The organism is Bacillus swezeyi (assembly GCF_030908325.1).
Classification (GTDB): Bacteria; Bacillota; Bacilli; order Bacillales; family Bacillaceae; genus Bacillus; species Bacillus swezeyi.
This window is the reverse complement of the sequence record NZ_CP133085.1, coordinates 1288902-1302098: the sequence shown is the minus strand read 5'-3', so window position 1 is coordinate 1302098 and position 13197 is coordinate 1288902. Positions and strand designations below refer to the sequence as shown.

Below are 13197 nucleotides of genomic sequence, written 5' to 3'. Positions count from 1 at the left end.
CATAGATCTTGAAGATAAGGAGGCATTATGGATACGTTAAAACAACAAACAATCGGCGCCTTGTTAGCATCAGCTGCCGGCCGGTTTCCGCATCATGAAGCGGTCGTGTATTCTGAGCTGGATTTGAGATATTCATATCAGGAGCTTTATGAAGAAACCGCCAAAATAGCAAAGGGCTTAATGGCACTCGGCATTGAAAAAGGAGAGCATGTCGCCATCTGGGCATCGAATATTCCCGAATGGATTCTGCTTCAGTTTGCGACTGCAAGAATCGGTGCCGTGCTTGTGACCGTCAACACGAGCTATCAAGCGAGAGAACTGGAATACTTATTGGAACATTCGGATTCAACCACCCTTTTTCTGATGGACGGCTACAAAGGCACATCATACATCGAGATGATTCATTCGATAATGTCAAAGCCAGAAAAACTGACAAACCTGAAAAGGCTCGTCTATCTTGGAAAAGGCGAAACACCGGACAACATGATGTCATTTGCCGAGATCGCCAAAAAAGGCGAAATCATTTCTGATGACGCCCTTTTGAAAAGGGAGCGGTCGCTGGCGCATGATGATGTGATCAACATGCAATATACGTCGGGAACGACCGGTTTTCCAAAAGGTGTCATGCTGACTCACTATAACATTGTCAACAATGCGGCGATCGTCGCTGACAGAATGGGGCTTAAGAGCGAAGACAGATTGTGCATCCCGGTTCCCCTCTTTCATTGTTTCGGCTGTGTATTAAGCACGCTCGCTTGCGTGTCGGCAGGGGCAGCCATGCTGCCGATTATCGAATTCAAGCCTGAAACGGTTTTAAAAACGGTTGAAAAGGAAAGATGCACAGGGCTGCAAGGCGTACCGACGATGTTTATTGCAGAGCTCGCTCATCCCGGCTTTGCAAATTATGATCTTTCTTCACTGCGAACCGGAATTATTTGCGGGATCTCCGTGCCCGAAAGAAGTCATGAAAAAAGTGATGAAACAGATGAATTTGACAGATATCACGATTGCATACGGACAGACGGAATCATCCCCTGTGATTACACAGACAACCGTCGCCGACACGATCGAACGCCGCGTCGAAACAGTCGGAAAGGTGCACCCTCATGTAGAGATTAAAATCATCGACCCTGACACAGGTGAAACGCTCGGCCCTGATGAGCAGGGCGAACTGTGCACAAGAGGCTATCTCGTGATGAAGGGATACTATAAGATGGAAGAGGCGACAAATAAGGCAATAGATGAGGATGGCTGGCTTCATACAGGAGACCTCGCCGTAATGGATCAGGATGGCTACGTGAAAATCACCGGCCGTCTAAAAGATATGATCGTCCGCGGAGGGGAAAATATTTATCCGCGTGAAATAGAAGAATTCCTTTATGAACATGAAGATATTATCGATGTTCAGGTCGTCGGTGTTCCCGATGAAAAATACGGAGAAAAAACGGCGGCTTTTATCAAATGCAAGCATGGTAAAACGCTGACTCTGGAAGATATCAGGACATTTTGCGAAGGTCAGCTTTCCTATTATAAAATTCCAGAATACGTGTTTCAGATCGATAAATATCCGCTGACCGCCTCCGGAAAAGTCCAGAAGTATATTTTAAGAGAACGAACTGAAGCGCGATTGGCTGCTGAGACAGTAACATAAGCTATGAAAAAGCCGAAAATGCCATGTTCGGACGACATGCCAAGGTATTTTCGGCCTTTTGCATTAAAACACTTTTTTTTGGTCGCGCTCTTCCTTTAAAATTTCGACAGCTTCACGGAAGCGCTGGGAATGAACGATTTCCCTTTCTCTTAAAAACGCCAGCCCGTCATTTAAATCAGGATCATCAGACATATCGATCAGCCATTGATACGTCGCCCTCGCTTTTTCTTCCGCGGCGATGTCCTCATATAAATCGGCAATCGGATCACCTTTTGCCTGAATATATGTAGCCGTGAACGGAACACCTGCCGCGTTGTGATAAAACAGGGCTTTGTCATGATCTGCATAATGGGCGCCGAGTCCCGCTTCCTTCATCTGTTCCGGTGTCGCATCTTTTGTTAATTTGTACACCATCGTAGCAATCATTTCCAAATGAGCAAACTCTTCTGTGCCGATGTCCGTGAGAAGGCCGACGACCTTATCAGGAATGCTGTAGCGCTGATTCAAATAGCGAAGCGCCGCCGCCAATTCACCGTCCGCTCCGCCGTACTGCTCAATTAAAAATTTAGCAAGCCTTGGATTGCACTCCCTCACTTTCACAGGATATTGCAGTTTTTTCTCATACAGCCACATGAACATGACTCCCTTCCTTCTTTAAACTTGCCATGGCCAAGGACTTCTTCTCCAGCTCCAGTAGGATTCCGTCTGATCGGGATTCCCCTGTATGAGAGGACCGTATCTCGATTCAAATTTCGCTTTCAGTTTTCTGGAGTATCCGGCGTACTGATTGTATTGTTTAATGGCATCAATATCATCCGGATGTGTATCAAGGTAAAGCATCAACTCGACAAGTACAAAATCGACCGCCTGAATCTCATGAAGCTTTTGATAGTAGTCTTGCGGTAAAGAGTTAGTCACCCCCCTTACCTCCCATCTTCATACGGATTTTCATAATGATCATAAAAAACGGGCCAAAGCGTCCCTTTTTTTAAAGCCTCCATCGGCGAGAACTGCGGAAGACCCCGGGGCTGGAAGCCCAAATATAAATTCGGAGGGGTTCGGTAATACCTTTTCCCCAGCGGCGGACACGGGTCAAAAGCGCTGCGGAACGGACGATACGATTTAACTTTGGTGAATGATTCCTCGGCATGCTTCACTTAGGTTCACCTCTATTTGTGATGGAATCTAATTTAATGTATTCATATACGCTTACAGTTATGTTCTGACATGCCTTTGTTTTCCAATGATCAGTTTTACTTATCAATCTTTTAAATAAATTCGTATTTTACCAATCACTAAAATTATATTATAGTTATAAATATAAATACTTTACTTAGTGAAACATTAATGATCTCGATTACTACAGGAAGAAGGGTTCAAATTTGAGGATAAAAAATGATTTCCTGCGGGATATCATATTGATTATCATCAGCGGTATCGGGGGATTTCTTCTCTCATTAACCGGGATGACAATCGGCTGGATGGTCGGGACCATGGCTGCCGCCTCATGTCTGTCATTATTTCGGCCGGCTCCGCTGAAAATAGCGGTCAGACAAAACGGCATTCATACAGGATGGCTCAGTTTCGGGCAAATGCTGTTAGGGATAGAGCTCGGGCAAAAAATCAATATGTCTGTGATTTCGATCTTTAAAGAAAATTGGCTGATTGTCGGAATAATGCTGCTTCTTTCCGTTATCTTTGCGATGCTCTCGGGATTGGTTTTATGGAGATTCAGCAAAGCGGATATGATGACAAGTTTTGTAGGAACGGCGCCTGGAGGTCTTTCAGCCATGCCAGGAATCGCTCAGGAAGTGGGCGCGAATACGGCCATCGTCAGCCTTGTACAAATGATACGCGTGCTTTTGGTGGTCATGACGATACCTTTTTTCGTCTATTTCATTCATTCCAAATATCCGGATTCGCAGGCTGTCGCCCACCAGGTGCTGGCTGCCGGTACATCCAAATTTGAAACGGTTTATGTTGTTTGGACGGCCGTCATTTCACTGGCCGCTTTTTTAGCCTGCAAGGCGGTTAAATTTTTAAAGTTTCCCGCCCCATGGCTGCTGGGAAGCATGATTGGCGCCGCCGTCATTCATATCGCCGGCAGTTCATTGACCGGTTTTAGCCTGACCGCCTGGTGGCCCCACGGTTTTTCAGTGTTGTCGCAAATCTGTCTCGGCGCAACGATCGGCTCAAAAATGAATAAAGAGATGTTCATCGGTGTCAGACAAACGCTTGTCGTTGCTTTCCTCGGCTCCGTCGGCCTGATTATTGCGATGATCTTAAGCGCCTTCGTGACTGCCAAAGCCGCAGGCATTTCCTTGACGACAGCCATATTGGCGTTTTCACCTGGAGGAATCGCGGAAATGGCGACGACTTCGGTTTCTCTCCACGCCGACTCGACTTTTGTTGTCGCCGTTCAAGTTTTAAGGGTTGTGCTTGTGATAGCCATGCTGCCGCCATTCTTCCGGCTTTTGCATCAAAGGTCGGAAAAAACGGCACACCCGTCTATGAAAAAAGCCAGAGCTGAAGGTTAACCCTTCCGTTCCGGCTTTTTTTCACATCCTAATGAAATGTCATTCAATTCATTCATCACACATCTTTACGATATCATCCATCGATCACTCTGCGGAGTATGCGGATCAAGCAGTGCAGCCTGATAAATGGCTCTTTCTTTTTCGTAATCGCAGCTTCAATCGTCAAAAAAAATGCGAACATCTCTTTCAAGGGCAATACGCAATGTTTGATTTAATCCGCAAAATAAATGGAAAGGCTTGGCCGGAAAGCATGTAAAACAGATTGATATACTTCGCCGGGCCCGCTTTTTTTATTTCCAGCGCAAAACATCCTAAAACGGTTTAAAGTTTTAGGATGTTGTCATCCTTTGCAGTCTAGAAAGGCCAAGCATCGGACTTTCACAGGACGTGATGACGACGGTGTTCGGGCAGGACTAACCGCCGTTCCTTCCTTGTACATGAGCACCGGCTCAGCAGGCCTGACAACGAATCCGAGGGTTGTCGATACGCTAAAAATCCGCCTTGCTTCCAGCAAGACGGATTCAAACCATTTTTTATCCGACCATCTTTTCAGCAACATGCATTTCAGTAGAGACAGAGTGGTTTTCAGCCATCAGCCATCCTGAACATACAACGGCAGCAATCGCAGTGACAATTAAAAGTTTTTTCATGACATTCCCTCCACTTTTTTCATCTTTTCTTCTGCTTTAATCGCTTCCAAGAAGAAATAGGCAGCCTCTTTATAAAGAGATTTTCCACTGTAAACATTGGCCGTTAAGAGTGAAAGCTCCCGCACGCTGTCATACTGCTTTGTTTTAAATAAGACCTCCAGATTATCTTTGCAATCGCTGAATGCCTTTTCACCACCCTCTGCATACGTCGCATATAAAATATTGATTTTTGCCTCAAATATATCATTCTCCATGCCTTTTGATCTTTCCTTCCCCTCTTTGTAAAGAGCGGCAGCCCGGTCATGCTCCCCTATTTTAAACAGCTCTTTGATCATTAAAAAAACAGCGTTGAAATAATAGTCTGAAGCGGCATATGCCTGATCGGCCAAAACGGTTTCCAAAAAACAAATGCTCTCTTCCGGTTTGTCCATCGCCGAATAAAGAAGGCCGAAATTATGCCGGAGCTGCATTTCTTTGAAATGATCGCCGGCATCTCTTGCTGTACCGATGGCCTGGGTCAAATATTCTTCCGCTTCTTTATATTTCCCAATCTCAGTGTAATTACCCGCCATCGTGATATATGTAGAAACAAGATTGATATTATGTTCTGCATAGCTTTTAAATATTTCCATCGCTTGGCGCGTATGATTTAACGAAACAAGATTTTGCCCCAAGTAATAATATAATTTCCCGACTTTATCATGGAATTGCGCAACTTCAATCTCGTCATGGACATTGGCGAGTTTTTTTTCGGCAATTTTATAAAAGCTGACCGCTTGTTCATAATTCTTTTTATAAACTTCGTACGCTCCTGAAAACAGGTAGTAATAATAAGATGTCATATCTGATGCAGCGCTGCCGCCGTTCGTTAACTCCTCTTGCTGTTCTATCTTTTTTCCCCGCGTATCATACAGCATGATTTTATGCCGCAGCTCCAGCAAAGAATAGTAGATTAATACCTCTTGATCTTCCTCCATCTCTGCCAGCATCGGTTTGACTTGTTCAAATAGTCGGATCGACTGTTCTGCATCATTTCTTCTGATGGCGCGGTACCATGAGTTAAGGGTGTTGGCGACTTCTTCCGCGGCGATTTTGTTCATATGGAGCTCCTTTCTTCCAATATTCAATTTTTTTATTTTTTCTTTGTACATATCATACTATATTTTTCCCTTTGTATAAATTAATAGTAATAGTTCATTTTTCTCACTTCACCGGATTTATCGCTTATTTTTTACATATTCAGGCCAAATGGCTCTTCAAGAGATAGATAACGAGTCTGATGAATCAACCAAAAAGCACCCTTGGCGAAGGGTGCTTCAATATTAATAGGAACTTGTATAAGCATAGGTTAAGGCGCCGGTTGATGGATTATAGTATTTCCCCATTGCATAGGATGACCGCGGATCAAGATCATAGACCATCGGCGTATAGCAGGATGTTTGGCCGGGGAGCACTTTTCCGTTTCCTCCGGATGAGCTGCAATTCAGCTCTTTTCCATCAGTGTTCCTCTTCACGTACGCATTTGCCTCCCAGCCTGAAGGCACGGCTTTGTCCAGCGTAATTTTAGCCCATGCTGTTTTGCAGACGCTGCTGAATTTTAATTCCACGATTCCGAATTGTTTATTATTTGCATCTATCAGTCTGGCTGTCGCCTTTGTTGTGCCGCTTGAAGCGCAATTATTGTAGTAAGGGCTTTTGCCGTCGTACGAATGATCTTCAGCATGAGCCGACAATCCATTCGTCATGAAACATAAAAGAGCAATCAAACACATACTTGAAACCATAGCCAGACTTTTTTTCACAGAGTCCCATCTCCTCTTCATGTCATATGCGCAGCAAACCGCCAGCGCATAATTGATCATATTGCCGTTTTTCAAATTTATACCCTTTTATTTTTAAGACCTGCATTTCGCATCAGTAATTTTGAATAGGTTGAAAAGCCCTTTAATATCAATGGTTTAGCGGTTTGTAGAGCAGAGAATATTTTATTCTATTTTAATGAATTTTATCCGTCTCGTACCTAAATTCGTACCCAAAAATACAAGTGAATCAGAACAGTGGAAAAATGTTTGAAGAAAAACATCATACAGGATTAAAAATCGGAAGTCTCTTTGATGGTATAGGGGTATTTCCTTTAGCGGCTTCACATTATGGAATTGCACCTACATGGGCAGTGAGGTAGAGAAAGTACCTATCTCCATTACCAAGCGGCACTTCCCCTGAAGAAAAATACTATGACAACTTTTACCCAATAGGGAACCAGTGGTTGTTTTCCTTTGCCTTCAACTGTTCCCGCCTCTTTTGTCATCAAACTTCCTCCTTCAACTTTTAAATGATACATTATTTTCTACTCATCCTTTGACTTTCGATTTAGACTTCATAGGTTGTTTCTTTTCGAAATCTACCTGCTCAGCATAAAGAATCCCATTATAAAGATTGTTCAGAAATCTTCGATGGAAATGACACATCAAATGTGGTCATATCTGAAAAAGGAGGAATTTTAGCTTTTTATCCTCCTTATGAACATGCACGGATTGTCTTATTTTGTTATGCGTGTACCCGCTTTTCCATCTAGTGCAGCTACCGCTTGATCCAATGAACAAATAATGGCCTCTTTACCTAACTTTGCAAATTCTATAGCCGCTTGCATCTTTGGCAGCATACTCCCAGCAGGAAATTGCCCCTCTGCCACATATTGTTCTGCTTCTTCTACTGTAATTCGGCTTAGTTTTTGCTCATTTTCTTTGCCAAAATTGATAAATACATTTGGTACGTCTGTCAACATCATGAAAACATCAGCATTTACTTGTTGTGCAAGCTTTAATCCTGAACGATCTTTGTCTATTACTGCTTCAAGACCGTGTAATAGACCGCTGTCGTCACGATATACAGGTATACCGCCGCCGCCAGAGGAGATAACAATAGTTTCATCAATTAAACGTCGAATCTCTTCTATCCCATGGATCACTTTCGGTTCTGGGGAAGGCACAACTCGTCTATAGCCACGCCCTGCATCTTCTGACATAGTAAACCCTTTTTCTTCTAATTGCTTCGCTTCTTCCTCTGAATAAAATACTCCTATTGGTTTCGTTGGTTTTTCAAATGCTTTATCATACTTGTCCACTTCAACCATTGTTAGAAATGTAGCTACATTCGCAGCAATGCCCCGTTCTTTAATATGGTTTTTTAAAGCTTTTTCCAGCATATAACCAATGAACCCCTGTGATTCTGCATTACAAGCATAGATGGGCAATGGTTCAACGACATTTTTAGCAGCTTCGTTTTGAACAATAATATTCCCCACTTGTGGACCATTGCCATGTGTAATCACAATTTTATGTCCTGCTTCTTTAATTTCAATCATATGACGTGTTGCAGAGATTACATTTTTGAATTGATTAGCATAAGTTGCTTCTTGTTTTGGCTGTAAAATTGCATTACCTCCTAGTGCCATTACTACACTTTTCCCCATCTCTTTCACTCCTTTGTTAAAGCCATATAAATTCCATATAAAGTATCCATCCCAGAAGAAGAACCTACTTTTATCAGGCTTTTCATACTTTTTAAAGATGAATCATGTTGTAGTTTTGTAATTTTCGAGCTAAATAAACCCTCTATAGCACAAGTTAAAAAGCGCGTGCTAACAATGGTTGTTAAGGGTTTTCTGATTAGATTTCCCAATGTTCCAAGGTGTTTTTGTGCGATAAAAGAGTCGATGAAATGTCCATATAATATACCGACCAATATATCGTCACCCGTTGGTGTTAAACCTTGGCCCCGTCCGATAAAGTAACGAAACTCCTCTTCCAAATTTTCAGTTGGATCGTGTAATTTATTTATCAAGTCCGACACATGAGCTGATTCAAAATCAGTAGATTCATACGATTTAAATGAAATTTGTTTCACGTTTTCTTTTAATTTATTTATATTTGCATGTTTAAAATCCGTATATAACGGAAGTATTTTCGCATTAAAATTGAGTTCAAAACGATTGTGGGAAAGATGGTTATTGCGAACGTGAAATGTATCTCCCACCTCAAGACCGGCTTTTAATGTTTGCTTCGTTTGTGAGTCAAGCAAGATTCCAAATGGAAAGACCCCATTTTCATTTGTGCCGATAAATATCAATTCATCATTCCGATCAACAATATTCAAACCTTTTTCAAAAATGCTGTGCACAGTAAACGTTTTTCCCTCAATTAATAGCTGAAGTGCGATTGAACCAATCGCACTTGCCTGTAAAATCATCCTTGAAAACCTAGTTTTTCAGCATATGCTGTGATTGCTTTCTCAAAACATTCGATTGGAGGATGAACTGTACCAGCACCAATTTGCCCATATCCAGCAATTTTATGTGCAATACCTGTGTTGATTACCGGCGTGATACCTGTTTCAACAACTTTACGTGCATCAATACCTAAACACGCACCTTTGAAGTCCCACGTCGGAATAACAAAGTTCGGATTTTCTCCAACACAGATTTCAGCCATTTGATTGCTTGTTTCAAGCGCATCATTAAATCCACCTGTTCCAACAAAACGTGTTACTGCAGGGGCAGCAATCATTGCTACGCCGCCAACACCGATTGTTTCTGTAATCGCTGAATCACCGATATCTGTGTTTGCATCTTCCGCTGAGTAGCCAGTAAAATATAACCCTTGTGGTGTATTAACAGGTGCTGTAAACCACTCATCTCCCATACCTGCAATACGGATGCCAAAGTTTTCACCGTTTCGGCACATTGCAGTAACCACCGTACCATGTTTGATTGTACGCGCTGCATCCATCATTGCTTTTCCAGTCGCCATGGCAATGTTTAAGAAAAATTGGTCTGTATCAGCTAAAAATTGGATAACTTCTGTACATTGTTCGTTTTCAACATCATCTAATGCCGAAATTACTGGAGCAACTTCTTTTAAAAACGCCAATGATGCTGCAATATTGCGCTGGTGAAATTCATCCCCCATTGCAATAGCTTTAGCAATCAATACATTAACGTTTAAGCCTCCATCAATTTTTCTTAATGCCTTACTTAACACTGGACCCAACACATCTTTCATCCAGTGCAGGCGATTGATTACCTGCTCATTATAAGCACCGAAGCGTAATACTGCACCGATGCCTTCGTTCATTTGACAGTACGCCTCATTGCCGCTCTCTTTGTTAATAACAACAAGAACTGGCATATTAGGTGATGTAATGCCTCCCATTGGTCCAACCGCATTCACATGATGACATGGAATAAATGTAATCTTATTGTTTTCAAGCAGTTCACGCGCTCCCTCTTCATCTTCTGCCCATCCTTCAAAAAGAATCGCTCCAACACAAGAGCCTTGCATAGGATCTGTCATATTTTCATATTTAATTGGAGGCCCAGCATGTAATAACACATAATCTTCTAATTCAGGAATCACAGACTTGGCAGGTACAACATCCGTTAAGAAAGGTTCAGCTGCTATGATCTTCTGGATAACAGCTTCGTTTGCTTCATTTATTGTTTTGTACCCCATTAGATTGTCTCTCCTTCATAGTAGTTTAGAAATTGAAGTACTTTCATTAACTTTTCATCACCGCCAGCAATTGGACGCCAGTTAAATTGAACACACTCTGATCCGCTGTTCTGAACAGCAGCTGTAAAACTTTTTAGCCCAATATTGATGACACTTGGTTTCGTATTGATTAAGGACACAATTTTTTCGTCTACTGTCAAGTCTTCTTGGGTATGTTCAAATTTTTGTATATCAAGGACTGGCTGTTCCACTTTTCCTCCTACCAGTTTAATCGCTGTACGAACCATTTGGTCGTTTGTCTCACAAATCATTGCACCACTTTCTTTTAAGGTGTCAATTTGCTTTTCGTAACCTTGAGGATCTTGTGCTGTACCTACGACTGTTACAAGCACTGCAAGTTCACGACCACTCTGATGTGCATTGGCTAAAATACGTTTAATGGCTGGTGCTAATTCATTTGCCATATCATCATGACTGCCATAGCCAATGACGTTATCAATCATGATTACTGCTGTTTCAGGATCGTTTCCAGATGTTTCAAGCATTTCGATACGTTTTTCTGGATCAATCATCGGGTGCGGCTTCCCTTGGGTATAAATATCATCGCCTAAGTCAATAATTTCATGATGTTTTGTTTTTAGGGTATAGGCATCTTTCTTCTCTTCAGGTACTTCCTCTTTGAATGCCTCTTTCACTAACACAGCTGCTTCAGATGCCAAAGTACCACCTGAGTAATAACCTTTAATACCAACTTGTGAATCTTTTAACGACACGTTTACATTTTCAGCCACTGTCGGTTCAAAATTCGGTTTGTCACCATTGGATAATTGAACAGATACAACCGCTGCTTCTTCAAGTGTATACGCATGATAAATATTTTCTTCCTGATAAGTTGGTTTATCTCCTAAAAATAACGTAACAACCGGTTTTTTAATATTTCTTAATACGTTTAATACTTTTTGCTGCACTTCCTCTGCAGGCGGTTTAGAAATTACTGTAATCACTTTTACTTTTGGATCTTGATTCAATGCTTTGATACTATCTAAAACCGTGGTAGCCCCAACCTCTGTTGATAAATCCCGACCACCTGTACCAATTGCGTTTGTTACACCTTTACCATAACGGTCAATGATGCTTGTCACTTCCTGAATCCCTGTACCGGATGCACCCACAACGCCAATATCTCCTTCATTCACGATATTTGTAAATGCAAGTGGCACGCCATGAATAATTCCAGTACCGCAGTCTGGTCCCATTACTAATAATCCTTTTTCATGCGCCTTTTGTTTCAACTTAACCTCATCTTCTTTAGATACATTGTCACTGAATACAAATACATGTAACCCTTCATTCAATGCATTTTCCGCTTCCATTGCTGCATACTGACCAGGAATGGAAATCAATGCTAAATTCGGGTTGTTCGCAAGCTCCATTGCACGCTTCCAGTTATGTACTTCTTGGTCTTTAGATGTATTTTGTGAAGCGGAATCACCTTTTAAAGCTGCTTTTACTTCTTCTTTCACTTCCGATACTTTTTCTTCTTGATTTGTATCTATAACGATGACGAGATCATTTGGGTTTGCTTTTTCCAATTCATCTGTGCCCAAACCCGAAGATTTAAAAATGTCTTTGTTAGCTGGTGTTCCCATCATGATCGATACTTTGTTTACACCATCTATTGCAGATAACTTGTTTGATAAAAGCATTAACACGATAGAATCTTGATAAGTGTTTTCTTTTATAATTGTGTATAACATAATGATCCTCCATTTTGTTATTCTGCAAATCTATTCTTTCCATGATAACGATTAAAATGAACATCGCCTGAAACGAGGTAGTTATAAATATCGTCTACAATTTCAATTCCTTCTTTATCATATTTTGCACTTCTTAATTTACCGCGCTCACCCGGATAATAAATTTCTCCATAGCCTTCTGCTCCCGGGTGTGCTTTTAATTCATCGAGCATCGTCGAAATCTGTTGTTTAAAAGTAGTTAAATCTGTGAAGTATGCAGGGTTAATAACAATATGAATTTGCCCTAAATCGCGACCTTTTGTCAGGTCTTGATACATGGAAGATACATGTACGCCATGAGGTACTCCAAGAAGGCTGCCTGATAAGATATCCACCATCATCATCAATCCATAACCTTTTGGACCAGCAATTGGCACAAGTGCATGGACATCTCTTGCATTCGTTGTTGGTGCACCGGCTGCATCTACTGCCCATGTTTCCGGGATCGATTCATTTTTACTTCTTGCATCCAATACTTTTCCCCATGCCTGAACAGTTGTCGCCATATCAAATGTGATCATGCGTTCATCAGCCGATGGTGCACTAAAAGCAATTGGATTGGTGCCAAAGTATGGTTCTGTTCCTCCAAACGGTACGACCATTGGATCTGATTGGCACATGCTTAAAGCAACCATGTCTTGTTCTGCTGCCATTTCAACAAAGTAACCCAATGCACCGCTATGCGAGATATTCTTCATTCCTACAACAGCAACACCTGAATTTTTTGCCATTTCGATTGCTTTTTCCATCGCTTGTTTTGCTGCTTGGTGACCTGGACCATTATCTCCGCTAAAGATAGCGGATGCAGGTCCTGTTTGTTCAAATGTGTAGTTTGGGTTTGCTGTAATACCGCCTTTTGCGATTCGTTCGGCATAGTATTCCACACGTACTGCACCATGGGAGTGGATCCCTCTATGATCGGCGAATGTCAATACATCTGAAACATCGTGTGCGGCTCCTTCATTTAATCCAGCTTTGATTAGCTTCTGTTTGATTAAATGAAACAGCTCCTGCTTAGATACACGCATCTGATTCCCCCCTTCCATTACATGA

At 41.8% G+C, this 13197-nt stretch carries 12 protein-coding genes and 1 pseudogene; 2 read left to right on the top strand and 11 right to left on the bottom strand.

The window, feature by feature from the left end:
- Positions 1-27: 27 nt before the first annotated feature.
- A pseudogene (locus RBH91_RS06230) lies at positions 28-1651 on the top strand (AMP-binding protein).
- Positions 1652-1714: 63 nt separating this feature from the next.
- Here RBH91_RS06230 and RBH91_RS06225 read toward each other — a convergent pair.
- Genes RBH91_RS06225 through RBH91_RS06215 form a run of 3 tightly spaced genes read right to left on the bottom strand, consistent with a single transcriptional unit; the run spans position 1715 to position 2808 of the window.
- A complete protein-coding gene (locus RBH91_RS06225; protein WP_076760370.1) occupies positions 1715-2284 on the bottom strand; it encodes a manganese catalase family protein in 570 nt (189 codons plus the stop codon).
- 21 nt (positions 2285-2305) lie between these two features.
- On the bottom strand, positions 2306-2569 hold the full coding sequence (locus RBH91_RS06220) for a spore coat protein CotJB (protein ID WP_307893838.1): 264 nt from the start codon (positions 2567-2569) through the stop codon (positions 2306-2308).
- Between the two features lie 5 nt (positions 2570-2574).
- A complete protein-coding gene (locus RBH91_RS06215; RefSeq protein ID WP_076760372.1) occupies positions 2575-2808 on the bottom strand; it encodes a spore coat associated protein CotJA in 234 nt (77 codons plus the stop codon).
- A gap of 225 nt (positions 2809-3033) precedes the next feature.
- On the opposite strand from RBH91_RS06215, the gene RBH91_RS06210 reads away from it, so the two are divergent.
- Positions 3034-4188: an AbrB family transcriptional regulator gene (locus RBH91_RS06210; RefSeq protein WP_307893837.1), complete on the top strand. Its 1155-nt coding sequence runs from the start codon at positions 3034-3036 to the stop codon at positions 4186-4188.
- A gap of 533 nt (positions 4189-4721) precedes the next feature.
- Here the strand turns inward: RBH91_RS06210 and RBH91_RS06205 are convergent.
- From RBH91_RS06205 to allD, 8 genes are all read right to left on the bottom strand, one after another.
- Complete coding sequence (locus RBH91_RS06205) at positions 4722-4838, bottom strand: phosphatase (protein WP_076761745.1); 117 nt, start codon at positions 4836-4838, stop codon at positions 4722-4724.
- Positions 4835-5938, bottom strand: a complete 1104-nt coding sequence (locus tag RBH91_RS06200; RefSeq protein WP_307893836.1) for a response regulator aspartate phosphatase — start codon at positions 5936-5938, stop codon at positions 4835-4837. Before RBH91_RS06200 ends, RBH91_RS06205 begins: the two co-directional genes overlap by 4 nt.
- 222 nt (positions 5939-6160) lie before the next feature.
- Positions 6161-6661 (bottom strand): DUF2690 domain-containing protein, encoded by a 501-nt coding sequence (locus RBH91_RS06195; RefSeq protein ID WP_404802497.1) that lies wholly within the window; start codon positions 6659-6661, stop codon positions 6161-6163.
- Between the two features lie 716 nt (positions 6662-7377).
- Positions 7378-8310: a carbamate kinase gene (gene arcC / locus RBH91_RS06190; RefSeq protein WP_307893835.1), complete on the bottom strand. Its 933-nt coding sequence runs from the start codon at positions 8308-8310 to the stop codon at positions 7378-7380.
- A 5-nt stretch (positions 8311-8315) separates the two neighbouring features.
- Positions 8316-9086 carry an oxamate carbamoyltransferase subunit AllH family protein gene (locus RBH91_RS06185; protein ID WP_307893834.1) on the bottom strand — a complete coding sequence of 257 codons (771 nt, stop codon included), beginning with the start codon at positions 9084-9086 and terminating at the stop codon, positions 8316-8318.
- A complete protein-coding gene (locus RBH91_RS06180) occupies positions 9083-10348 on the bottom strand; it encodes a YlbE family protein (protein WP_307893833.1) in 1266 nt (421 codons plus the stop codon). The genes RBH91_RS06185 and RBH91_RS06180 overlap by 4 nt, the downstream gene beginning before the upstream one ends.
- The gene (locus tag RBH91_RS06175; RefSeq protein WP_307893832.1) at positions 10348-12105 is read right to left on the bottom strand and encodes an acyl-CoA synthetase FdrA; all 1758 of its coding nucleotides are present in this window, start codon (positions 12103-12105) and stop codon (positions 10348-10350) included. The genes RBH91_RS06180 and RBH91_RS06175 overlap by 1 nt, the downstream gene beginning before the upstream one ends.
- A gap of 17 nt (positions 12106-12122) precedes the next feature.
- Positions 12123-13172, bottom strand: coding sequence for an ureidoglycolate dehydrogenase (gene allD / locus RBH91_RS06170; protein ID WP_307893831.1), 1050 nt, complete (start codon positions 13170-13172; stop codon positions 12123-12125).
- Positions 13173-13197: the final 25 nt, after the last annotated feature.